At 71.2% G+C, this 23,627-nt stretch carries 20 protein-coding genes and 1 tRNA gene; 9 read left to right on the forward strand and 12 right to left on the reverse strand.

The window, feature by feature from the left end:
• Positions 1-20 precede the first annotated feature (20 nt).
• The gene (locus IEZ12_RS28535; RefSeq protein ID WP_043915800.1) at positions 21-1,175 is read right to left on the reverse strand and encodes a cystathionine gamma-synthase; all 1,155 of its coding nucleotides are present in this window, start codon (positions 1,173-1,175) and stop codon (positions 21-23) included.
• A 165-nt stretch (positions 1,176-1,340) separates the two neighbouring features.
• Here IEZ12_RS28535 and IEZ12_RS28540 point away from each other — a divergent pair, with 165 nt between their 5' ends.
• From IEZ12_RS28540 to IEZ12_RS28550, 3 genes are all read left to right on the forward strand, one after another.
• Positions 1,341-2,993 (forward strand): M48 family metalloprotease, encoded by a 1,653-nt coding sequence (locus tag IEZ12_RS28540; protein ID WP_229848198.1) that lies wholly within the window; start codon positions 1,341-1,343, stop codon positions 2,991-2,993.
• Positions 2,994-3,024: 31 nt separating this feature from the next.
• Positions 3,025-4,140 (forward strand): hypothetical protein, encoded by a 1,116-nt coding sequence (locus IEZ12_RS28545; RefSeq protein WP_189275909.1) that lies wholly within the window; start codon positions 3,025-3,027, stop codon positions 4,138-4,140.
• 116 nt (positions 4,141-4,256) lie between these two features.
• Entirely contained in the window at positions 4,257-4,622 is a 366-nt protein-coding gene (locus tag IEZ12_RS28550) for a cupin domain-containing protein (RefSeq protein WP_189275911.1), read from the forward strand.
• Positions 4,623-4,708: 86 nt separating this feature from the next.
• Here IEZ12_RS28550 and IEZ12_RS28555 read toward each other — a convergent pair whose 3' ends face one another.
• The 5 genes from IEZ12_RS28555 to IEZ12_RS28575 all read right to left on the reverse strand — a co-directional run bounded on the left by IEZ12_RS28555 (position 4,709) and on the right by IEZ12_RS28575 (position 10,336).
• Complete coding sequence (locus IEZ12_RS28555) at positions 4,709-5,200, reverse strand: DUF1203 domain-containing protein (RefSeq protein ID WP_229848199.1); 492 nt, start codon at positions 5,198-5,200, stop codon at positions 4,709-4,711.
• Between the two features lie 125 nt (positions 5,201-5,325).
• Positions 5,326-6,696, reverse strand: a complete 1,371-nt coding sequence (locus IEZ12_RS28560; RefSeq protein ID WP_189275914.1) for a hypothetical protein — start codon at positions 6,694-6,696, stop codon at positions 5,326-5,328.
• 82 nt (positions 6,697-6,778) lie between these two features.
• The gene (locus tag IEZ12_RS28565; protein WP_189275916.1) at positions 6,779-8,053 is read right to left on the reverse strand and encodes a L,D-transpeptidase; all 1,275 of its coding nucleotides are present in this window, start codon (positions 8,051-8,053) and stop codon (positions 6,779-6,781) included.
• 140 nt (positions 8,054-8,193) lie between these two features.
• On the reverse strand, positions 8,194-8,520 hold the full coding sequence (locus tag IEZ12_RS28570) for a hypothetical protein (protein WP_043915795.1): 327 nt from the start codon (positions 8,518-8,520) through the stop codon (positions 8,194-8,196).
• Between the two features lie 415 nt (positions 8,521-8,935).
• Complete coding sequence (locus IEZ12_RS28575) at positions 8,936-10,336, reverse strand: cystathionine beta-synthase (protein ID WP_100588768.1); 1,401 nt, start codon at positions 10,334-10,336, stop codon at positions 8,936-8,938.
• Positions 10,337-10,664: 328 nt separating this feature from the next.
• On the opposite strand from IEZ12_RS28575, the gene IEZ12_RS28580 reads away from it, so the two are divergent.
• The 3 genes from IEZ12_RS28580 (at position 10,665) to IEZ12_RS28590 (ending at position 14,243) form a co-directional block, all read left to right on the forward strand.
• The gene (locus IEZ12_RS28580; RefSeq protein WP_189275918.1) at positions 10,665-11,765 is read left to right on the forward strand and encodes an SGNH/GDSL hydrolase family protein; all 1,101 of its coding nucleotides are present in this window, start codon (positions 10,665-10,667) and stop codon (positions 11,763-11,765) included.
• 56 nt (positions 11,766-11,821) lie between these two features.
• Entirely contained in the window at positions 11,822-13,042 is a 1,221-nt protein-coding gene (locus tag IEZ12_RS28585; protein WP_189275919.1) for an acetyl-CoA C-acetyltransferase, read from the forward strand.
• 289 nt (positions 13,043-13,331) lie between these two features.
• The gene (locus IEZ12_RS28590; protein WP_189275973.1) at positions 13,332-14,243 is read left to right on the forward strand and encodes a hypothetical protein; all 912 of its coding nucleotides are present in this window, start codon (positions 13,332-13,334) and stop codon (positions 14,241-14,243) included.
• A gap of 82 nt (positions 14,244-14,325) precedes the next feature.
• Here the strand turns inward: IEZ12_RS28590 and IEZ12_RS28595 are convergent, their stop codons facing one another.
• Entirely contained in the window at positions 14,326-14,667 is a 342-nt protein-coding gene (locus IEZ12_RS28595) for a hypothetical protein (RefSeq protein WP_229848202.1), read from the reverse strand.
• 94 nt (positions 14,668-14,761) lie between these two features.
• Entirely contained in the window at positions 14,762-15,649 is an 888-nt protein-coding gene (locus IEZ12_RS28600; RefSeq protein ID WP_189275921.1) for a Bax inhibitor-1/YccA family protein, read from the reverse strand.
• A 172-nt stretch (positions 15,650-15,821) separates the two neighbouring features.
• Here IEZ12_RS28600 and IEZ12_RS28605 point away from each other — a divergent pair, with 172 nt between their 5' ends.
• Entirely contained in the window at positions 15,822-16,349 is a 528-nt protein-coding gene (locus IEZ12_RS28605; protein ID WP_100588762.1) for a peptidylprolyl isomerase, read from the forward strand.
• A 72-nt stretch (positions 16,350-16,421) separates the two neighbouring features.
• On the opposite strand, the gene IEZ12_RS28610 is transcribed toward IEZ12_RS28605, so the two are convergent.
• Positions 16,422-18,980, reverse strand: coding sequence for an ABC transporter permease (locus tag IEZ12_RS28610; protein WP_189275923.1), 2,559 nt, complete (start codon positions 18,978-18,980; stop codon positions 16,422-16,424).
• Between the two features lie 46 nt (positions 18,981-19,026).
• Positions 19,027-19,800: an ABC transporter ATP-binding protein gene (locus IEZ12_RS28615; protein WP_043915787.1), complete on the reverse strand. Its 774-nt coding sequence runs from the start codon at positions 19,798-19,800 to the stop codon at positions 19,027-19,029.
• A gap of 339 nt (positions 19,801-20,139) precedes the next feature.
• Here IEZ12_RS28615 and IEZ12_RS28620 point away from each other — a divergent pair.
• Together IEZ12_RS28620 and IEZ12_RS28625 are read left to right on the forward strand one after the other, a co-directional pair.
• Positions 20,140-20,224 (forward strand) — tRNA-Leu (locus IEZ12_RS28620).
• Positions 20,225-20,398: 174 nt separating this feature from the next.
• Positions 20,399-21,364, forward strand: coding sequence for a PIN domain-containing protein (locus tag IEZ12_RS28625; protein ID WP_189275924.1), 966 nt, complete (start codon positions 20,399-20,401; stop codon positions 21,362-21,364).
• Between the two features lie 127 nt (positions 21,365-21,491).
• Here the strand turns inward: IEZ12_RS28625 and IEZ12_RS28630 are convergent, their stop codons facing one another.
• Together IEZ12_RS28630 and IEZ12_RS28635 are read right to left on the reverse strand one after the other, a co-directional pair.
• The gene (locus IEZ12_RS28630) at positions 21,492-22,064 is read right to left on the reverse strand and encodes a GNAT family N-acetyltransferase (protein WP_229848204.1); all 573 of its coding nucleotides are present in this window, start codon (positions 22,062-22,064) and stop codon (positions 21,492-21,494) included.
• A gap of 17 nt (positions 22,065-22,081) precedes the next feature.
• Complete coding sequence (locus IEZ12_RS28635) at positions 22,082-23,392, reverse strand: NsdA family TPR-like regulatory protein (protein ID WP_189275929.1); 1,311 nt, start codon at positions 23,390-23,392, stop codon at positions 22,082-22,084.
• Positions 23,393-23,627: the final 235 nt, after the last annotated feature.

The following is a 23,627-nucleotide window of genomic DNA, read 5'->3' on the forward strand; positions in this document are numbered from 1 at the left end:
TTGAACCGCCCCGGAACGGGTCAGCCGAGCGCCTGCTCCAGGTCGGCGAGCAGGTCGGCGGCGGACTCGATGCCGACCGAGATGCGCACCAGGTCGGCGGGCACCTCCAGCGGGGAGCCGGCCGCGGAGGCGTGGGTCATCCGGCCGGGGTGCTCGATCAGCGACTCGACGCCGCCGAGCGACTCACCGAGGGTGAACAGCTGGGCGCGGTTGCACACGTCGACGGCGGCCTGCTCGCCGCCGGCCACGCGGAACGACACCATGCCGCCGAACGCCTTCATCTGCTTGGCGGCGACGTCGTGCCCGGGGTGGGTGGGCAGGCCCGGGTACAGCACCTGCGTCACCTTCGGGTGGGCGGACAGCAGTTCGGCGATCCGGGCGGCGTTGTCGGAGTGCCGGTCCATCCGGACGCCGAGGGTCTTGATGCCGCGCAGCACCAGCCAGGCGTCGAAGGGCCCGGCGACGGCGCCCATCGCGTTCTGGTGGTAGCCGACCTCCTCGGCCAGGCCGGCGTCGGCGACCACCAGGGCGCCGCCGACCACGTCGGAGTGGCCGCCCATGTACTTGGTGGTGGAGTGCACGACGACGTCCGCGCCGAACGACAGCGGCTGCTGCAGGTAGGAGCTGGCGAAGGTGTTGTCGACGATCAGCCGGGCCCCGGCGGCGTGCGCGATCTCGGCGACCGCGGCCAGGTCGGTGATGCCGAGCAGCGGGTTGGACGGGGTCTCCACCCACACCGCGCGGGTGTTGGGGCGGATCGCCTCGCGGACCTTCTCCGGGTGGTGGGTGTCGGCGACGGAGAAGTCGACGCCCCAGCGGGTCAGCACCTTGGCGAACAGCCGGAAGGTGCCGCCGTAGGCGTCGTTGGGGATGACGATGTGGTCGCCGGGCTTGAGGAGGGTGCGCAGCAGGGTGTCCTCGGCGGCCAGGCCGGAGGCGAACGCGAAGCCGCGGGAGCCGCCCTCGATCGCGGCCAGGCACTCCTCCAGGGCGGTGCGGGTGGGGTTCGCGGAGCGGCTGTACTCGTAGCCCTCGCGCAGTCCGCCGACGCCGTCCTGCTTGTAGGTGGACACCTGGTAGATCGGCGTCACGACTGCCCCGGTCCGGGGGTCCGCTTCCTGGCCCGCGTGGATGGCGAGGGTCTCGAAGCCGTGGGAAAGCTGATGCTCGGTCATGCCATTGAGCCTAGTGCGGCGGACGGATCACGGGCAGCGGTTGGGCGGGTGCGTCGTGGCAGCACGTCAGGTTGCCGTTCCGTCACCTCAATCGCCTCGCAAAAGGCCAGGTCGTACCGCTACGATCTGCCAGCCGCACACATGATCGACACTTGGGGGCGCGGAATGTCCACCGAGCGCACCGGCATGCGCACATCCACCCGGGCCCTGCTGGCGGTCACGCTGCTCGCCGGGTTCTACCTGCTCGCGGCGGCCATCGTGGTCGGCCTGATCTGGCTGAACGTCGAACTGGTCGTCAACTCCGACCACTTCCACTCGACCATGGTCAAGCTCTGGCTGCTCAGCGCCGCCATCGCCTACCCGGTGCTGCGGGTGGTGTTCCTGACCCGCCGCAAGCGCGACGACAGCCACGACGGCCTGCCGCTGACCCGCGAGGAGCAGCCCGAGCTGTGGGCCCGGGTCGACCGGATCGCCGAGGCCACCGGCGTCCGCGGCCCGGCCGAGATCCGCCTGGTGCCGCAGGTCAACGCCGGCGTGTACGAGGAGACCAAGCTGCTCGGCCTGATCCCCGGCCGCCGCCACCTGATCATCGGCGCCCCGCTGCTGATCGGCCTGACCGAGGCCGAGCTGGACTCGGTGCTCGCCCACGAGTTCGGCCACTACGCCAACAACGACGTCCGCCTGGCCGCCGTCACCGTGTCCGGCCGCACCGCCATCGGGCACACCATCGCCACCCTGCACCGGCACGCCGACCAGAACGTGGCCGACAAGGCCCGCGAGATCGCCGACGACAACGCCTACCGGGCGGCCCGCGGCCGCAAGACCCGCAACGACGAGGACACCGGCAACGGCGGCATCGAGCGCTACCTCGCCAAGTTCTTCACCCTGTACGCCAAGCTGTACTTCCGGGTCTCCGAGTCGATCAGCCGCAGCCAGGAGTACGCCGCCGACCGGCACGCCGCCCGGATCGCCGGCCGCGACGCCACCGCCTCCGCGCTGCGCCGCCTCCCCGCGCTGGACGCCGCGCAGAGCTTCTACCTGGACAGCTACGCCACCATGGGCGTGGGCGCCGGCCTGCTCCCGCTGCCCGGCCAGTTCTTCGGCGGCCTGGGCCGCCTGCTGGCCGACCCGGAGCGCCGCGAGGAGCTCGCCGAAATGGGCCTGGACCTGCCCGACGAGCAGCCCGACCCGTACGACTCGCACCCGCCGATCCGCAGACGGGTCGCCGCGATCGAGGCCCTGCCGGACAGCCCGGGCCTGCCCGGACTCGGCGAGGACCGGCCCGCGCTGGGGCTGCTGCGCGACCCGCAGCAGCGGCTGGCCGAGCTGGAGACGCTGGCGCTGCGGCCGGAGGCCGCGCAGATGCGCCGCCTCGACTGGCCGGACCTGGTCCACGAGGCGATGCTCGCCCACGCCCGCGAGAACGCCCAGCCCGTCCTGCGCGCCCTCACCGACAGCGGCCTGCACGGCACCGTCGAGGCGATGCTGGACGCGCTGGACGCCGGGCGCTCGGAGGAGATCGCCGGGCGGCTGCCACAGAGCGAGGAGGCCGCGCAGGCCACCGGCCGGGCCGCCCGCGAGTTCCACCGCCCGCTGCTGCGGAGGGCCCTGCAGTCGCTGACGGTGCTCGCCCTGGCCTCGCAGCAGCTGGCCCGCTGGGAGCTGTCCTGGGGCCACCCGGCCGCCCTGGCGCTGTCCGACGACGCCGCCGAGCGGCTGCCCGCCGCGCTGGACGCCGCGGTCGCCGACGCCCCGGACACCGCCCCGCTGCGCACCCTGCTCGCCGAGCTCGCCGCCCCGGCCGGCGCGCAGTCCTGACGTCCCGCCACTCCTGGAGCTGAACCAACCGATGGCCCGTCTGATCGTCATCGTCCCGCTGGTCCTGCTGGTCGGCTTCAAGCTGGCCACCTGGCTGATGGAACGCCGCACCGCCAAGCTGAAAACCGCCACCGAGGAGGCGAAGGCCACCATCGCCCGGGTCGAGGAGGCCACCCGGCCGACCATCTACCCGTCCGAGCACGGCCTGGTCGGCCGGGCCGAACTGATCGCCGACCCGGGCCTGACCGGCCCGGACGTGGACGCCGCGCTGGCCGCCCTCAAGGACGGCGACCGGCAGCCGGCCGTCGCGCTGCTGGCCGCCGCCGCGGGCGACCACGACCGGCGCTGGGGCCTGATCGGCCGGTTCGCCGGGCCTGCCGCCGAGGACGACGCCTGGCTGCTGGCCTGGCGCGCCGAGCAGCCGGACAACGCCGACGCGGCGCTGCTCACCCTGGACGCGCTGATCGACGTGGCCTGGAAGGTGCGCACCAGCAACAGCGCCAACCAGGTCACCGCGGAGCGCTGGGCCGCCTTCGCCCGGGTGCTGTCCGAGGCCGAGACGGCCGCCGCCGACGCCGTCCGGCTGGCCGACCCCGCCGACCCGCTGCCGTTCGTCGCGCAGATCCCGCTGGCGATGGGGCAGAGCTGGGACAACGAGCGCTTCCTGGCGCTCTGGCAGGAGATCGCCTCCCGCGACCCGCACAACTTCTCGGCGCACGCCAACGCCCTGCAGTACTGGTGCGCCAAGTGGAAGGGCAGCCACGAGAAGATGCACGCCTTCGTGGACGCCGCGATCGCGGCCGCCCCGAAGGGCAGCCTGCTGTCCGCGTACAAGCTGCAGGCGTACTACGAGCAGTTCCAGCGGGACCGGTCGCCGCGCGACGCGTACGCCGCCCCCGAGGTGCAGGCCGCCGCGGACGCGGTGGTCGCCGCGCTGGAGGAGGCGGACCCCGACGACCGCCACCGCAGCTTCGCGCACGGCTGGCTGGTCTGGGTGCTGGCCCGGGCCGGCCGCCCCGCCGACGCGATGCCGCACCTGCGGGCGCTCGGCCCGATCGTCCCCGTTCCGTGGTCGTACTGGGGGAACCCGGTCGACCGGTTCGTCGAGGAGCGCGTCGAGATCGTGCTGGCGGCCACCGCGCAGTGACCGCCGTGCCTGGCGCAGACGGCGCCGGGTCACCAGGATGGGAAGCGTCAGCCGCGCCCCCGCCGCCGAGCCCGGCGACGGGGGCGCGGGGCGTTGTCGGCCGGAGGTGAGCCGTAATGGCCGGAATGAAACGGATGAGTCTGGACTCCCCCGAGGAGGTCCGCCCGTTCGAAGGCGGCAAGGGCCAGGTGGCGCTGGTGAACCTGGAGGCCGGCGGGGTCGGCCGGGGCGTGTTCGAGCCCGGCTGGCGCTGGTCGGAGCACGTGAAGCCGATCGCCGGCACGGACAGTTGCCAGGCCTCGCACGCCGGGTACGTGATCTCGGGCCGGATGCGGATCGAGATGGACGACGGCCAGGCCGAGGAGTTCGGCGCCGGCGATGTGATGATCTGCCCGCCCGGCCACGACGCCTGGGTGCTCGGCGACGTGGCCTGCGTGGTCGTCGACTGGCAGGGCTTCACGGACTACGCGAAGCGGCGGTGACGATCCCGAGCGGTGACGATCCCGAGCGGTGACGATCCCGAACAGGGACGATCCCGAACAGGGACGATCCTGAGCGGTGAAGGCCCTCAGCCCGCCCGCCGCACCTCGTGCATGAAGCAGCCGAACCCGACGGCCCGCACGTGCACCACGGCGGTCTCCGGGTCGTCCAGCAACTCGGCGGCCAGCTCGGGCAGTTCGGCCGGCTCGCCGACCCGGCCGGCCAGGATCCGGCCGTCCGCGGAGTAGGCCCGCACCACCCGCTGCCCGCCGTGGAAGGCGTCCGGCCAGCCGCCGGCGAAACCCTCGCACGGGTCGGCGTGCACGTACACCGGCCCGGTCTCCAGGTACGGGCCCGGGTCGCAGCCGGTCTCCTCGGCCCAGCGGCGCAGCGGCGCGTAGGACAGCAGGGTGATCCGCTCGCCGGCGCGGGCCCGGGTGAGGCAGCAGCGCAGCGGCGCACCGGCGTCCTCGGTGACGGTGACGGGGTGGCAGCGCCCGCTGTCGTCGAGCCGGCGCAGTTCGGCGAGCGTCCCGGCGGGGATGGCCCGCACGTCGAAGGTGGTGTCGGTGGTGTTCATGCGTCCCAGCCTGCGCCCGCCGCCCACCGCGTTCCGGCGGATTCCGGACATCGCGTTGGAAGGCCCACGGCCCGCCGCAGCCGGGGCTGCGACGGGCCGTGGGGCGGGGCTGGGCCGACGGGGCGTCAGCCCTTGACGACGGCCGCGAAGTCCTTGATCTCCTGGAAGGACAGGCCGGCCGCGTTCAGGTTCGTGGCCTTCTCGCGGTCGACGCCGGCGGCGGCCAGCTCGGCGTACTGCGCCTCGGTCAGCGGAGCGACCGGGCCGTCGGCCCCCGCGGCGGAGGCGTCGTCGGCGGTGGCCATCTTCATGGCGATCTCCTGGAGCTTGCCCAGGTCGAGTTCGGCGGCGCCGGCGGGCGCGGAGACGGTCGGGGCGTCGACGGCGAAGCCGAGCCGCAGCGGGAGGTGCGCCGCCGGGTCGGGCTTGTCGGCGAGCTGCATCAGGTCGAAGGTGACGGCCTGCGCCTTGCCGCCCTTGATCAGCACGTCTGCGGCGAGCTTGCGGTCCGGCACCTTGGAGAAGTCGTCGGACGGGACCGGCGGGAACGCGGAGATGCCGGAGGCACCGGCGGCGCCGGTGGCCAGCTTCTCGAACGCCTTCACCAGACCCTCGACCAGCGGACGGGCGGGCGCCGAGACCTGGATGACGTCGGCGTCACCGGACTTGCCCTTCTCCTCCACGGAGATGTTCTTCGACACCACGTCCTTGACCGACTTGCCGAAGCGCTCCAGCTCCGCCGGGTCGAAGCTCGGCACCGCGCCGAACGCCGGGCCGTTGCCGGTGTCGGCGGACTTCTTCTGCTGCTCGCCGAGCTCCTTGGCCTTCTTCAGGTCCACCGAGATCCACTTGCCGTCGACGGCGTCCTTGAACGCCCCGGCCTCGGCGGGCAGCGAGCCGGCGAACTCGTCGACCCCCTTGGTGTCCTCCCCCATGAGCTGGGCGATGCCGCGGGCGTCGACCTTCAGGTACATCTTGTCGCCGACCAGCCGGATGTCGGCGAAGGTCTTGCCGGACTTCTTGGCGCCCAGCGAGTAGGCGAACGCCACGCCCTTGAGGTCGTAGTCGTTCACCGCGCCGAGGGCGTTGCCGGACTTGAACGCCTCGGTGTCCTTGAGCGGCTTGTCGGCGCTCATCGACACGTTCAGCGTCAGGTCGGAGAGGGCGTCGGCGTCCTTCTGCTCGATCGGGTCGTCGACGGCCTTGCCGAACGCGACGATCTGGTCGGCCGTGGCGTCGACGGACAGCTGGAAGCCGACGGACTTGGCGTCGCCGAGCTTCTCGAACGCCCCGGAGAGCTTCTCGCCGGCGGTCAGCTGCTTGACGGTGCCACAGGCGGTGACGCCGGCGGCGAGGAGAACGGCGCCGGCGGTGACGGCTATACCGGCGCGGACGGAGCGGCGAAGGGCGGTGTTGATGGCTGAACTCCTGTGCCTGAAAGCGGACGCGGGCCCGATCGGCCCTGCCGCGGAGGCAAGCTCAACACATCGACGCATCCCCCGCATGCAAATTTTTTACCATCCGTTTAGGACACTCACCGGCCCGCCCCCCGCTCCCGCGCACCGCCTCCACGGTCCGTCAGATCGCGCTGCCGGCCTTCCAGTCCGCCCAGGACATGTTCCATCCGTTCAGGCCGTTGGACGGATTCACCGTGCGGTCACCGGAGTTGACCACCTCGACCACGTCGCCGACCATCGAGCTCGCGTAGAACCGGGCCGCGCTGGTGTTCGGGTTGTTGCCGCCCTGCACGTCCTGCAGCGCGATGCAGCCGTGGCTGGTGTTGGAGTTGCCGAACTGCGAGGCCGCCGACCAGTAGTTGCCGTGGATGAAGGTGCCGGAGGTGGTGAGCCGCTGGGCGTGCGGCACGTCCGGGATGTCGTACTCGCTGCCGAGGCCCACGGTGGCGGAGTTCATCCGGGTCTGCTGGTAGCGCTCGGAGATCACCATCTTGCCGCCCCAGGTGCGGTGGTCCGGCGACCCGCCGATCACCGGGTAGGTGGCGGTGACCTTGCCGTCGGTGGTGACGGTGAGGGTGTCGGCCCTCAGGTCGGCGACCGAGACCTGGCTGCGGCCGACGGTGAAGGTGACGTTCTTGGACTGGGTGCCGTAGACGCCCTTGGCGCCGGCCACGTCCTTCAGCCGCAGCTTCAGGGTGACGGTGGTGCCCTTGGCCCAGTACTGCGCCGGGCGGAAGTCCAGCCGGGTGGAGTCGAACCAGTGGCCGACGATCTCCACCGGCGGGTCGGCGACCACGGTGATCGCCTGCTGGACGGCCGCGCGGTCGGTGATCGGCTTGTTGAAGTTGATCGACACCGGCATGCCGACGCCGACCGTGGAGCCGTCCTCGGGGGTGAAGTAGCCGACGAAGGTGTTGGCCGGGGAGGCGGTGGAGAAGCTCGCGTTGGCGTCCGCCGGACGCTTGTCCTTGTCCTCGGCGGCGGCCGCGACGGTGTACTGGGTGCCGCTGGCGAGCGCCGCGGTGGACGTCCAGCTCGCGCCGTCGGCGGCCAACTGTCCCGCTATCTGCTTGCCCGTGCTGTCCGTGACGGTGACCGAGGTGAGCGTGCCGTCGGCGACGGTGACGGTGACCGGCTCGGCGAAGGGTGCGGCGGTCGCGCCGTCGGCGGGGGTGATGGTGATCACCGCGACGGACGCCTTCGGGCTGACCGACGGGCTCTCGCCGCCGGCCGCCGGGGCGGTGCCGGTGGAGGCGGAGGCGGGCTTGCCGCCTCCGCCGCCCTGGCAGGCGGCCAGCAGCAGCACCGGGGCGCCGAGCAGTCCGGAGAGCACGCCGCGGCGGCTCCAGTTGCCGCCGAGCGGTCGCTCCTGCTTGTCCGCTGCGGTCACGTCCACGCTCCTCGGTGCCGAGATCACTCAAGATCACTCAAAAATGTGCAGATCATACGAGAGTACTCAACAGCCCGACAGAACGGACAAAGAAGGCCCGGTCCGGAAATTCCCGGACCGGGCCTGAGCGCGAGTCGCGCCGGGGCTCACTGCACCTCGTACTCGTCCCAGCCCTCGTCGTCCGGGTCGTAGTCGGTGGTGGCGGACTCCCAGGTGGCGGAGGCGAGCTCCACCCCGGGGACCTCGCCGAGCAGCGCCACCGGGTCGACGAAGTGGGCGAGCGAACCGGTCGGGTCCACCTCGATCGCCTCGACGGCCTGGGCGCGCTCCTCGTCGTCCAGGTACTCGTCGTCGGCGACCTGGGTCAGGGCGGCGACCTTCAGGGCCTGCTCGTCGGTGATCTCGGCGATCAGCTCGATGGTGAGGCGAACGTAGCGCGGTGCGTCCTGCTCGGGCAGGTCAGTGCTGGTCATGACTGCGAGCGTAGGGGGTCGCACGGCCATCGGGAAACGGCGGCCCGGCCCCCGCACGCGGCGAGGGCCGGCCCGGGCGTCGCCCGGACCGGCCCTGCCGCCTCCGCGTGCACTCCCCCACCCGGGAGTGCGCGGAAGCCGCGCCTCGCGACGCGTGAGCTGCCACGGGTTCCGTCGACACCCTGGGCCTGCCAGGGGCGGGACGACGGCGGCCCCCGCGGACCGGAGCCGGCGGTCGGGTCAGGCCGACCGTCGGATCCCCGGTGACCGCGAAGGTCGGAGAGCCGCTCCCGCCCCCGCCGTCACCGTGTTCGGCTTCTCTTGCCGTGCCCACCACAATGCCGGAGCCGTGTTAACCCGATGCTGCGTGCTTGTGACGTCCACGTACCGGCGGGCGGGCACGGTTGACGCAACGTCAGTGGCCGGCCCGGGCGGTCAGGAAGGCCAGCAGGTCCTGGCGGGTGACGATGCCCTGCGGCTTGCCCTCCACCAGCACCACCACCGCGTCGGCCTTCTCCAGCACCGACATCAGGTTGGTCACCGACTCGCCGGAGCCGACCACCGGCAGCGGCTTGGACATCACGTTGTCCAGCGTGTCGGTCAGCTCGATCCGCCCGTTGAACAGGCCGTCCAGCAGCTCGCGCTCGACCACCGAGCCGACCACCTCGCCGGCCATGATGTCCGGGTGCCCGGCGCCCGGGGAGACCACCGGCATCTGCGAGACGCCGAAGTCGCGCAGCACCCGCACCGCCTCGGCGACCGTCTCGCCCGGGTGCATGTGCACGAACTGCGGGATGCCCTCGTGCTCCACCGCGTCCTTGCGGGCCAGCACCTCGCCGATGTGCGCCTCGTCGGCGGCGGTCGGCAGGAAGCCGTAGTCGGCCATCCAGTCGTCGTTGAAGATCTTCGACAGGTAGCCGCGGCCGCCGTCCGGCAGCAGCACCACCACGACGTCGTCCGGCCCCAGCTCGCGGGCCACCTCCAGCGCGGCCACCACGGCCATGCCGCAGGAACCGCCGACCAGCAGGCCCTCCTCCTTCGCCAGGCGGCGGGTCATCTGGAACGAGTCCTTGTCGGAGACCGCGACGATCCGGTCCGCGACCTCGCGGTCGTAGGCGGTCGGCCAGAAGTCCTCGCCGACGCCCTCCACCAGGTACGGACGGCCGGTGCCGCCCGAGTACACCGAGCCCTCCGGGTCCGCGCCGACCACCTGGACCTTCCCGCCGGACGCCTCCTTCAGGTACCGGCCGGTGCCCGAGATGGTGCCGCCGGTGCCGACGCCCGCCACGAAGTGGGTGATCCGGCCGTCCGTCTGCTCCCACAGCTCCGGGCCGGTGGAGTGGAAGTGCGACGCCGGGTTCTCCGGGTTCGAGTACTGGTCCGGCTTCCAGGCGTTCGGGGTCTCACGGACCAGCCGGTCCGAGACGTTGTAGTACGAGTCCGGGTGCTCCGGGGCGACCGCCGTCGGGCAGACCACGACCTCGGCGCCGTAAGCCCGCAGCGTGTTGATCTTGTCCGTGGACACCTTGTCCGGGCACACGAAGATGCACTTGTAGCCCTTCTGCTGAGCCACGATCGCCAGGCCCACACCGGTGTTGCCGCTGGTGGGCTCGACGATGGTGCCACCCGGCTTGAGCGCGCCCGAGGCCTCCGCCGCCTCGATCATCCGCATCGCGATCCGGTCCTTCACCGAACCGCCGGGGTTGAAGTACTCGACCTTCGCCAGCACGGTGGCGCTGATGCCCTCGGTGACCTTGTTGAGCTTCACCAACGGGGTGTCGCCGACCAGCTCGATGATCGAATTGTGGTACCGCACGGGGGTCCTCCCGGTTTATGGCAGCCCTGATTGCCGAAACCCCCAGCCTAGGGCCCCCTTCCCACCCACCGTGCCCATCCGTCCCATGTCTCCCACCCCACCCGAACAAACCGCTCCCGGCGGGGGCCGGCACTCCGCCCCCGCCGAACAACAGCGCTCCGAGGGGGCCCTCCGCCGCACAGTCTTCGGAAAGCCGGCCGGCGCCGCCCGCGGCGGGCCCGCGGCTTCGGGGCACAGCGGCTCCGGGCGGGTGGTTGGCGGAGGCGGGCGGTAGCGGATCGGGGTGAACGGGTACGAGTGTGGGTGGAAGAGGAGAGGGGGTGGCCGGATGGCCGGCTCGCAGGCGTCGAGGGCGCGGGTGGCGCGGCGGATCGCCACCGCCGCAGCGTACGGCGGGGGTGGGCTGGGGCTGCTCGGGGTGGGGGTGGCGGGGGTGCTGCTGACCGAGAGCCGGATGGCGATCCGGGCGATCGGGAACCTGGGCGGCGATCCGCCGCGCGCGGACGGGCTGCACGGGGAGGCGTTCGCCGATCCGACGGACGGCCGGTCGCCGTTGGTGATGGCGTTCCTGGGCGATTCGACGGCCGCGGGCCTGGGCGTGCAGCGGGCGCAGGAGACGCCGGGCGCGCTGCTCGCGTCGGGGCTGGCGTCCGTCGCCGAGCGCCCGGTGCGGCTGTTGAACGTGGCGAAGTCGGGCGCCCGGTCGGGTGATCTCGCGGGGCAGCTGGAGCGGGCCCTGCCGCACTCCCCGGACATCGCGGTGCTGATGATCGGCGCCAATGACGTGACCAGGCACGCCCCGGCCGCCCGCAGTGTGCGGGAGCTGGGCGAGGCGGTGGGCCGGCTGGTCTCGGCGGGCTGCGAGGTGGTGGTCGGCACCTGCCCGGACCTGGGGACGATCAAGCCGGTGCGGCCCCCGCTGCGCTGGGTGGCACGGCGGCTGAGCCGGCAGCTCGCGGCGGCGCAGACCATCGCGGTGGTGGAGGCCGGCGGGCGGACGGTCTCGCTGGGTTCGCTGCTGGGCCCGGAGTTCGCGACGCGTCCGGAGCTGTTCGCCGCGGACCGCTACCACCCGTCCGCGCAGGGCTACGCGACGGCGTCGATGGCGTTGCTGCCGTCGGTGTGCGCGGCGCTCGACCTGTGGCCGCAGGACACGCCGTCCGCGGTGGGCGGGCCGTTGGAGCCGCAGGCGGTGCTGCCGGTGGCGGTGGCGGCCGCGGCGGCGGCGGGGCGTTCGGGCACCGAGGTGACGGCGGCGGGCCCGGCGAACGGGACGTGGCGGTGGGCGACGCTCAAGCAGCGGTTCCGGCTGGCGCTGCCCGGCGGCGAGCCGGAGCCGGAGGCGGTCGCGGAAGGCGGCCGGCCGCGGGCGATCGCGTCGGCCAATTCACATCCGGAGGCGGATGACGCCGGAGCTACCAAGCGGTAACTTTCCCGGGAGATCCACCGGATCGCGTCCCGAGGTCACTCAGCGAGGAGCCCGCCATGCCCGAAGCCGTCATCGTCAGCGCCGCCCGTTCGCCGATCGGCCGGGCCTTCAAGGGCTCGCTGAAGGACATCCGCCCGGACGACCTGACCGCGCAGATCATCGGCGCCGCGCTGGCCAAGGTCCCGCAGCTGGACCCGCGCACGATCGACGACCTGATGCTGGGCTGCGGCCTGCCGGGCGGCGAGCAGGGCCACAACCTGGCCCGGATCGTCGCCGTCCAGATGGGCATGGACTACCTGCCGGGCACCACCATCACCCGCTACTGCTCGTCCTCGCTGCAGACCACCCGGATGGCGCTGCACGCGATCAAGGCCGGCGAGGGCGACATCTTCGTCTCGGCCGGCGTGGAGACCGTCTCCCGGTCGATCCACGGCACCTCGGACGGCATGCCGGGCACCATGAACCCGCTGTTCGCCGACGCCCAGGCCCGCACCGCGCACCGCGCCGAGGTCGGCGGCGGCGAGTGGCACGACCCGCGCGAGGACGGCCTGCTGCCGGACGCGTACATCGCGATGGGCCAGACCGCGGAGAACCTGGCCGCGCTGAAGGGCATCACCCGGGCCGAGCAGGACGAGTTCGGCGTCCGCTCGCAGAACCTGGCCGAGGCCGCGATCAAGGCGGGCTTCTGGCAGCGCGAGATCACCCCGGTGACGCTGCCGGACGGCACCGTGGTGAGCACGGACGACGGCCCGCGCGCGGGCGTGACGCTGGAGGGCGTGTCCGGCCTGAAGCCGGTGTTCCGCCCCGACGGCACCGTGACCGCCGGTAACTGCTGCCCGCTGAACGACGGCGCGGCCGCGCTGGTGATCATGTCGGACACCAAGGCGCGCGAGCTGGGCATCACCCCGCTGGCCCGGGTGGTCTCCACCGGCGTCTCGGCGCTGTCGCCGGAGATCATGGGCTACGGCCCGGTGGAGGCGTCCAAGCAGGCGCTGAAGCGGGCCGGCCTGTCGATCGGCGACATCGACCTGGTGGAGATCAACGAGGCGTTCGCGGCGCAGGTCATCCCGTCCTACCGGGACCTGGGCATCGACCTGGACCGACTGAACGTCAACGGCGGCGCGATCGCGGTGGGCCACCCGTTCGGCATGACCGGCGCCCGGATCACCACCACGCTGATCAACTCGCTGCAGTGGCACGACAAGCAGTTCGGCCTGGAGACCATGTGCGTCGGCGGCGGCCAGGGCATGGCGATGGTCGTCGAGCGGCTGAGCTGACCGCGGCGGCGACACCGTGACGGACGTCTCACCCGTCCGGAGTCACCGTCCGTAATTGAGGGCCGGATCACACTCCACGTGCGATCCGGCCCGATTTTCTGCCTTCCGGGACCGAAATGTCGACGCACCGGATTGGATCAACTCCGCTGCGTGGAGCGGCATTACCCAACAATTTAAGGACAAGTAGGAAAGTCACTGGCAAATCGGACATCCGCCTCTGCAGTAACGGCCGCGAATACGGCAGTGTGGAGCAGTAACCCCGTTCCGCTCCTCGTTGGGAGTACGTTCCGTGAGCGTCGTCTACACCTCCCTGCTGCTGGCCCTGATCGCCCTGACCGCCGCCGTCCTGCTCCACCTCCGCGCCTTGGGGCGGAAGTTGGACGCCGCGCAGCCCACCGCGCAGCCCGCCCCGCAGCTCGACGAGGCGCTGATACGCCGCGCCGTGGCCGAGGCGCTCGCCGCCGACCGGGAGCGGGAGATCACCGAGGCCCGCGCGTTCTGGGCCGAGCAGGAGGCGCGCGCCGCCGAGGACGCGCCGCTGTTCGACACCCCGTTCACGGCCGCCGGCGAGGACTGGCCGATCTTCTTCCCGCGCCCGACCGGTCCGCAGGAGGCCGCCGACAACCACGGCGTGATGGACCCGGAGTTCGGCGAGGCGCTGCGGAACGCGCTGGAGGACCTGGTCAAGGACGGCCCGGCGGACGGCGGTTCGGCGGACGGCGGCCTGCGGGGCGGCGGCTTCCCGGCGCCCGGCGACAACAGCGACGTGAAGGCCCGCCGGGAGGCCGACCTGCTGGCCACCGGCCTGGAGGCCGGACTGCTGGACGCCGAGAGCGAGCCCGCGGCCGCGCCCGACCCGCGCCGGCACCCCTCGCACCCGGACTTCGTGCCCAGCCCGACCCCGTCCCGCGAGTGGACCGACGACCGGCTCGCCGCGCTCGCCGAGGAGCGGGTCGCCCTCACCGACGTCCGCCCGGGCCCGCTCGGCACGCTGGACGTGTACGCGTTCGCCGACGGCACCACGCTGTGCGTGGCCCCCGGCGACCGGGAGGCGGCGTACCGGCTGATCGACGCCGTCCGGGCCGGCGAGGACGTCCGACTGCTGGGCGGCTCGCGGTTCTCCGGGTCGTACTCGCTGACCTTCTCCACCGACGGCGACACCGTGTACGTGCTGGCCGACCGAGTGGTCGCCTCGATCTGAACCGCGCCCGAAGGGGCGTCGGTCCGCACGGCAAGGGGTTGCCCGGGCGGATCGGCGCCCCTTCGGCGTCCCCCCGGGGGCGTCAGGCGGTCAGCCGGTCGGTGTCCGCGACGTCGTCGAGCGCGGCGGCCAGCGTCTCGGGGCGGTCGGCGGCCGCGGCGGCCAGGTCGTGGCCGGTGACGGCGAGTTGGTCGCCGACGGCGAACGCCCCGCAGTCGGGGACGGGCAGCGGCGGCAGGCCCTCCAGCCTGCGGGCGGCGTCGGCCAGCCGGCCGGCCAGCGCCAGCACCGCGGCGGCCCGCGAGGGGTGGCCGGGGACGGCGCCCAGCAGGCGGCTCTGCGGCATGGCCCGGAAGCGGTCGGCCAGCCGGTCCACGGCGGCGGTCAACTGGGCGGGGGCGGCGGGGTGGTGCTCGTCGGACATGGCCCCGAGGGTAGCCAAGCCGGGGCCGGAGGGAACGCGGCGGGCCCCGGAGGAGTGTCCTCCGGGGCCCGCCGCGACTGTCCGGGCGCTGCGATCAGTCGTCGCCGCGCAGGATGGCGATCAGGCGCAGCATCTCCAGGTAGATCCACACCAGCGACAGCGTCAGGCCGAAGGCGGCCCGCCAGGACTCGCGCTCGGGGGCGCCGTACCGGATGCCTTCCTCGATCTCGTTGAAGTCGAGGGTCAGGAAGAACGCGCCGAGGGCGATGCCGACCAGGCCGACCACGATGCCGAGCGGGCCGGAGCGGAACCCGAAGTCCGCGCCGAACATGGTGGCGACCAGGTTGACGAGCATCAGGATCACGAAGCCCATCGCGATCGAGACGCCGATCCGGGTGTACCGGGGGGTGACCCGGATCTTCCCGCTCTTGTAGGCGATCAGCACCGCCGCGAACACCGCGGCGGTGCCCAGCACGGCCTGGACGGCGATGCCCTGCAGCAGGGTGTTGAGGGCCTTGCTGAGCGCGCCGAGGAAGAAGCCCTCCAGGGCGGCGTAGGCCAGGATCAGCGCCGGGTTGACGCTGCGCTTGAAGCTGACCACCAGGCCGATGATCATCGCGGCGAACGCGGCGACACCGGCGATCGCGTACTTCTCGACCGGGACCACGAACCAGGCCACCGCGCCGGCGAGGACCAGCGTGAGCAGCGTCATCGCGGTGCGGGCGACCACGTCGTCCAGCGTCATCCGGCCGGTCTGGGCCGGACCCGCGGCGGGGGCGCCGTACATCTCGGCGAGCTGCTGGTCGGTCAGCGACTGACCGCCGGGCCGGCCGTAGGCGTTGTCGGCGTACGGGTTGTTGGCGTACGGGTTGTTGCCGTACGCCGGGGCCTGCTGCCCGGCCGGCTGCGCGCCGAACCCCGCGTACTGGTTGTCGCGGGTGAAGGACCCCTCCCGCGAGAAGACCGGGTTTCTGCTTCTCATCACATTCCTTCCGGGGCGGCACAGCACCACCCATACAGAGCACAAGAGTAATGGTTTGGCAAAGTATTCCGCGTCAGCCGTGAGAAGGATCCCGTGTCGCCTGCGCGCGGACCCCTTGAGGGGGCAGGGTGGGGGACGCAACTGACACGCGATCAGAAAGGCGGCCCCCCGGATGGCCGAGGAGCTGTACGCCACCCTGAAGACCAACAAGGGCGACATCGTGATCCGGCTGCTGCCGAACCACGCCCCCAAGACGGTCAAGAACTTCGTGGAGCTGGCGACCGGCGAGCGCCAGTGGATCGACCCGAACACCGGGCAGCCCAGCAACGCTCCGCTGTACGACGGCACGGTGTTCCACCGGGTCATCGAAGGCTTCATGATCCAGGGCGGCGACCCGCTGGGCAACGGCACCGGCGGCCCGGGCTACAAGTTCGCCGACGAGTTCCACCCGGACCTGGCGTTCACCAAGCCGTACCTGCTGGCGATGGCCAACGCGGGCCCGGGCACCAACGGTTCGCAGTTCTTCGTCACGGTCGGCGCGACCACCTGGCTGACCGGCAAGCACACCATCTTCGGCGAGGTCGCGGACGAGGCGAGCCAGAAGGTGGTGGACGCGATCGCCACCACCGACACCAACCCGCGCAACGACCGTCCGGTGCAGGACGTGGTGATCGAGAAGGTCGTGATCGAGACCCGCTGACCCGGGCCCGCACGGACAGCGCCGCCCGCTCCCGGTCTCCCGGGGGCGGGCGGCGCTTTCGTCGACCGGCCGTCAGTCGGTCTTGATGCTGCTGAGGATGTCCATCCGGGAGGCCCGGCGGGCCGGCCAGAGGGCGGCGATGATGCCGACCAGCGCGGCCAGCAGGAGGAAGAGCGCCACACTGCCGTACGGGACCGCGGTGGTCAGCCCGTTCAGGTCGGCGGCGAGCACCCGGATGGCCGCCCAGGCCAGGAAGCAGCCGAGCCCCACGCCGATCAGGGCGCCGAACAGCGAGATCACCACGGACTCGATGCGGACCATCCGCTTGATGCCGCGCCGGTCCAGGCCGATCGCCCGCAGCATGCCGATCTCGCGCTTGCGCTCGAACACCGACATGGCCAGCGTGTTGATCACACCGAGGACCGCGACCAGCACCGCCATGCCGAGCAGGCCGTACATGATGTTCAGCATCGTCGTGATGATCCGGCTGAACTCGTCGACCTTGTCCTTCTCGGTGAGCACCTGGATCACCGGGTTGCTGCCGGTGGCCTCCTTGACGGCCTGCTTGAGCGCGGGGGTCGCGCCGTCCTTGCCCTTGACCAGGATCTCGGTGACGAAGGAGTCGGAGTCGTACTGGTCGATCAGCGTGTTGGACGCGATGACCGGCGACAGGGCGTCATTGCGTTCGAACACGCCGCCGACGGTGAGGTCGACCGTCTTGCCGCCGTCCACCTCAAGCTTGAGGGTGGAGCCCTGGTGGAGCTGGTGCTTCCCGGCGAACTCGTCGTTGACCAGAATCTGGCCCTGCTTCAGCGCACCGGTCGAGCCGGACGTCATGTCGACCTTCACCAGCTGGTCGAAGGCGGCGGCGTCGAAGCCCTGGACGGCCTTGCGGTCCCCGGCCATCGTCCACATCACGTTGCCGACCGGGCTGGCCGCGGTCACCCCGTTCGCCTTGGCGATCACCGGGGCGAGCTCGCGCGCCACCTCGTCGTGGTTGGCCATCGAGACCGTGTAGTCGGCCTTCATCGAGCCGGCGACGAGCCGGGTGACGGTGCTGGTGACCGAGTTGCCGATCACCGTCACGGCGGTGACCAGGGTCAGGCCGATGGTCAGCGCGGCCGCGGTGCTGGCGGTGCGGCGCGGGTTGCGGACCGCGTTGCGGCGGGCCAGCTTGCCGGGGGTGCCGAACACCTTGCCCAGCAGCGGGCCGACCAGGGCGACCACCGGCCGGGACAGCAGCGGCAGCAGGACGAACACGCCGATCAGGGTGACCGGGGCGCCGAGCTCCAGGTAGGTCCGACCGCCGCTGCCCTTGCTGAACGCGCCGAGCAGGATCAGGGCGATGCCGCCGCCGGCCAGCAGCGTGCCGATCGAGTTGCGGACCACCAGGCCGCGCTGGGTGCTGGGCAGGTCGCCGCTGCTCATCGCCGCCACCGGGGGGATCCGGGAGGCGCGGATCGCCGGGATCAGCGCGGAGAGCACGGTGACCACGATGCCGGTCACCAGGGTGCCGATCACGGTGGCCGGGGCGATCACCAGCGAACCGGTGGGCATGCCCTCGTTCACGCCGGCCAGCAGGGACTGCATGCCGGCGCCGATGCCGATGCCGAGCAGCAGACCGGACACGGAGGCGATCACGCCGATCATCAGCGCCTCGACCAGCACCGAGTTGGTGACCTGGCGACGGCTGGCGCCGACCGCGCGCAGCAGCGCCAACTCCTTCAGGCGCTGCGCGATCAGCATGGTGAAGGTGTTGACGATGATGAAGATGCCGACGAACAGCGAGATGCCGGCGAACACCAGGAGCATGCTCTTCATGCCGGTGACCGACCGGGTCACCATCTCGGACTGCTCGTCCTTGAGCTGCTGGCCGGTCTCCAGGTCGAAGACGTCGGCGGGCAGCTTGGCCTTGGCCGCGTCCAGCAGCGCGCTCTCCGCGACGCCGGACTTGGCGGTCAGCGCGATCGAGCTGTAGTGGCCGGCCTCCAGCAGGCGCTGCTGGGCGGTGGCGGTGTCCATCAGCACCAGGGTGCCGCCGGAGGTGACCTGCGGGTCGTCGGAGGTGAACACGCCGGTGAGCGTGGTGTCCTCGGCGGCGCCGTTGCCGGCCACCCGGACCTTGTCGCCGACCTGGTAGCCGGCCTTGTCGGCGGCCTGCTTGTTGAGCGCGATCTCGCCGGCCGCCTTCGGGCCGCGGCCCTGCACCATCGGGTAGCGGGAGTCCTGGCCGGAGGCGTCCGGGGCGAAGTTGGAGCCCTGGGCGCTCCACGCCTCGCCGATCAGGTTGCCCTTCTTGTCGGCGACGGCGGTGAAGCCGGTGACCACGCCGCGGGCCCGCTCGACGCCCGGCAGGGCGGCGAAGTCCTTCACGGTGGCGTCGGTCAGCGCCTCGCGCTTCTTCTCGCCGGCCGCCTTCGGGCCGTTCTCGGCGCTGCGGGACCACTTGTCGGAGACCAGCACCGAGACGTCGGAGTAGCTCTTGGAGTAGCTGTTGCGGACGGCCTGGCCCATGGTGTCCGAGAACACCAGGGTGCCGGCGACGAAGGCGGTGCCCAGCATGACGGCGAGTGCCGTCATCAGCAGTCGGCCCTTGTGGGCCAGCACATTGCGCAGTGCGGTGCGATACATGGGGTCAGTCCTGGGGTGGTGTGGTCGGTCGGCTGCTGAGGGTCCGTCAGCTGGTGCGGCCCTTGGCGTCGAAACGACGCATCCGGTCGAGGACGGAGTCGGCGGTGGGGTTGGTCAGCTCGTCGACGATCCGGCCGTCGGCGAGGAACACCACGCGGTCCGCGTAGGAGGCGGCCACCGGGTCGTGGGTGACCATCACCACGGTCTGGCCGAGTTCGCGCACCGAGTTGCGCAGGAAGGACAGGATCTCGGCGCCGGAGCGGGAGTCCAGGTTGCCGGTGGGCTCGTCGGCGAAGATGATCTCCGGCTTGGAGGCCAGCGCGCGGGCACAGGCCACGCGCTGCTGCTGGCCGCCGGACAGCTGCGCCGGGCGGTGCGAGAGCCGGCCGGACAGGCCGACGGTCTCCACCACGCGGTCCAGCCAGGCCTTGTCGACCTTGCGGCCGGCGATGTCCATCGGCAGCGTGATGTTCTCCAGCGCGGTCAGCGTCGGCAGCAGGTTGAACGCCTGGAAGACGAAGCCGATCTTGTCGCGGCGCAGCTTGGTCAGCTGCTTGTCCTTCAGGCCGACCAGTTCGGTCTCGCCGATGGTCGCCGAGCCGGAGCTGACCGTGTCCAGGCCCGCCATGCAGTGCATCAGGGTGGACTTGCCGGAGCCGGACGGGCCCATGATCGCGGTGAACTCGCCCTGGCCGAAGGAGACCGAGACGTTGTCGAGCGCGACGACGCGGGTGTCGCCTTCGCCGTAGACCTTGTTGAGACCGGTGGCGCGGGCCGCCGCCAGACCGGTGTGGGCTGCGTACGCGGTCGAGGTGCTCACGAAGGGGACTCCTGTCCGGGAGATGCTGGTTCGTCACTGGAGGGCGGCCCGCACGTGCCGGCGACCGCTATCCCATCCTCTCCTTCGTGATCATGGAAATTCGTCGCTCCGTCGAACGGTTGCCGCCCCGCCCGCAGGCGTACGACCGCCGCCGGGCCCTCCTCCTCCGGTATGACTCAATCCCCGAGAGCGGCGGGTGGCCGAGAACCACCGAAGGGTGGCCGAAATGACAGACGCTTCGTCAGATGGCATGGAAGCATGACAACTTCCGTCCCTGGAAATATGCGAAACCGTCGCCCGGCCGACTAGGCTCAGCAATCGAGCTCAATGCGCTCCCAGGCCCAGATGGTGGAACGCAGACACGGGCAGCTTAAAACTGCTTGGCCGGAAGGCCGTGCCGGTTCGAGTCCGGCTCTGGGCACCAGTCTGCATATATGCCGTGACCTGCGGTGATTGGCCGGTCACGACCGATCGCGATCCGAGTGCGGGAACATCGCGCCCCGGCGTCCCGGCCCACCCCGGGGTCATGGAGCGGGCCGCGCTACGGCTCAGCGCAAAGGACCTGACGTACGCGTGATCGAACTGGGAGCATCGAGGGATGCAGCTCTCGCTACTCCCCGGCACGAACCGCGACCAGGCCCTCAGTACCTTACGGACGGTGTCCATAGCGGTCACCAACCTGTACACCGGCAGCGGCAGGTTCAGTGCCGGTCAGTTGCTCCTGGAGTACCTGGAGTGGGTGAGCGACTCGATCTACAGCCTGGAGGGGGTAGTCAGCCCCGCAGACCTCGACAGGCTCATCCTCACCCGCCGGCACGACCAGTTGCTCGCTGGTGCGGCAGATCTCGGCGCTGCCCACATGATGAGGGTGACGTACCAGCTGGTGCAGCTCGAACTGTCGCAGCGCTCCCGGGCACTCAAGGCCGCTGTGGACGACCTCCAGGCGAGCATCCGCAAGTGGGACCGCTGGGAGAGCTTCGACTACGTCCTCGTGTTCGACACCTCGGTGTTCATCCAGCACCCCGACAAGCTGGAGGAGATCAAGTTCCACTCGCTGCTCGGTGCGCCCTGCAGCAGCTACTGCTTGATCATGCCGATGGTCGTCATCGATGAACTCGACAGGCTCAAGGAAGCCAGCAAGCAGCACGTCCGCTGGCGGGCGCGTCATTCTCTCCAAGTCATCGACAGCATCTTCGAAGGCTCGCACTCGACGACGGCCGTTCTGCACGGCCAGTCGGATGAGGAACGCTTGGCCAACCGCAACCCCGAGCAGCGGGTGACCGTCGAGCTGCTCGTAGATTCGCCGCAGCACGTCCGATTGCCGGACGCAGATGACGAGATCGTGGACCGGACGCTGGCGGTGCAGCCGCTGGTAGGCGAGCGGGTAACGCTGGTCACCTACGACACCGGCTTGGCGAGCAGGGCCCGGATCGCCAAACTGCCGTACAAGAAGCTGAGCGCGCCGCCGGAGCCGGAACCGCCGGCGGCACCGGCGAGGGCTCCGCAGCGGCGGAACCGCCCTGCGGAGCCTCAGCAGCAGGAGCAGCCCGCCACGGCTAGCTGACGGCCCATCCGGTCCAGAGCGGTTTGTGCCATCCTGTCCGCCCCCACAACGGCGGTGTACGGCTCGACCTGACCGACGTCGGGATCCAGCGCCTCGCTCTCGCTCGGGTGCCTGTAGTGATGCCAGGTCAGAGAACGATCGGGCGCAGCATGGAGGTGTAGCGGGGGCCGTCGTCGTACGGCTGCATGACGCCCATCGCGTTGTACCCCCACCGCTCGTAGAGGGCTCTCACTCGAGGGTGCTCCTCTTCGACGAGGAGATGTGAACGCTCCTCGGGACGGTGGGAAAGCAGTTCCTCGTGCAGGGTGTGCGCGGTGCCGGTGCCGCGCCAGTTCTGGCGGACCATCACCTCGCACAGTGCGAACGTGCGGGTGTCGTTCTCCGCGATCAGATCGGCCGGCACCGGGGTGATGAGGCCGCCCCACTGGTACGAGCTGTTCCGCGCGAAGCCGTAGGCATAGCCAATCGGAGCGCCCTCGGCTGTGCCGAGCGCGCAGCCCCAGCGCGAACCAGAGACGTGGCGGTGGAGGCGGTCGGTGAACCGCTCGACGGAGAAGAATGAGTCCTTCGCCGCCTCCGCCGCGTAGACCTCTGCGTACACCTCGATCAGCTGCTCCTCGATCGCGGGCAGGTCGGCGGCGGTGTAGTAGCTGACGGTGAAGGTCTGGGGCTGCTGATGCTGGGGCTGGGTGGCGGCCACGTTGCTGCTCCTGGTCCTCATGCGGCGGCGGTGACGACGAGGTCGTAGCGTTCCACGAAGTCTGCGGCCTCGGGAAGATCACGCCCAGCCAAGTTGTTCCGGAAGGCCCCGAGGTGCGTCGCCCAACGCGGGCAGTTCACCGTCGGGTAGAGGCTGAGCGCCGTGCCGGCGATCTGGACGGCTTCCTCCAGTCGGTTGGCGGCGAGGTAGCACTCGGCGAGGTGGGTCGCCTTGGCGAACTGGTTCCGGCGGAAACGGGGGTCGAGCAGCTGCATGCCCTGCTCCTCCTGGTATGCGGCGCGGTCGGGCTGGCCGAGGCTCATGTGAGCCATCGCCGCAGCGCCCATCACCTCCCCCGCACCAACGAAGGCGAGCCAGGCTGCGGCCGGGTCATCACCGATACGATCAAGGGCAGTCTCTGCCCGGGCGAGGGCTGTCCCGCACCGGGCGCCCTGCCCTGCGGCCGAGTAGCCGAGCGCCAGGCGGCCGTGCAGGAGGGCGCTCAGCCTGTGGTCGCGGGCGTTGCGCGTGATGTCGAGGGCGGCGCGTGCGGTAGTGACGGTCTCCGTCGCCCGGCCCAGCTCCCAGCTCTGCCGGGACATGTACGCCCAGACGCGGGCCTGGAGCATCCGGTCGCCTGCCAGGAGGGAAGCGCGGAGCGCGCTGTCGAAGTTCCTGCTGGCCCGGGCCTGGTCACCGGAGTCGAACGAGAACCAGCCCGCGCTGGCATGAAGCTCCCCGAGTACCTGGTACAGCGCCTTCTCCACCCGCGGCCCGTAGTGGCAGCGCCCCATCGCGCCCTCGATCTGGGTTACGAACTGCTCAGCTACATCGGCAAGTTGCTCGCCGCCGTAGAGGTCGTCCACGGTATGCAGGCGGCCTACGCTCTGCCTGATGCGCTCGACATCGCTCGCCCCCATCCGTCCGGACGTCGGCAACGGAGCAAAAGCGATGCTGAGCAGCTGGCCGGCGCCCGCGAGCATGAAGTGTCTGCGAAGCACGTGGTCCTCCTCGGCTGCGGTGGTCTCCACCAGCAGCGTAGAGGCCGGGTGATACTGGGCAACCTCACGTGATCTCTTAACCGAAAGAGTGAACCCGAGGTCGGCACCTTCCAGCCCGAACGTATCCATCATCCCTACGAGATGGGGCAACTGGGGCTGGACGGTCACACCGGACAACCACCGCCGAACGTGCCGCCCGGTCGTGTTCCCCCGTTCTCCGAACCGCGGCTCGCCGGCCGCGTTGATCGCCTCGGCCAGGTCCTCGGCGGACAGGCCAGCGTGCTTCATGAGGCTTCTGAGCACTGCGTTCGGGCGGCCCTCTGCCATGGGTGCTCCTCGGTCCCGGGAGTGCGACCCCGTTCGCCCTCCGCGCGCTGCTTGCCTCAGAAATGTCCTAGGCACGTGAAGACAGCGCCCTCAGAATGACCTATCTCGACTTGCGGCGTGGACGGTTCACTGAATGTCAGCAGCCGGACGCCGTACGGAGTCTGATCCTCCGTCTGGTTCTGCCCGGCCGTCTCGTACCGCGCAACTGCATGCGGCACGACCCCACGTAAGCGCT

It is taken from the genome of Kitasatospora griseola (assembly GCF_014648555.1).
Taxonomy (GTDB): Bacteria; Actinomycetota; Actinomycetes; order Streptomycetales; family Streptomycetaceae; genus Kitasatospora; species Kitasatospora griseola.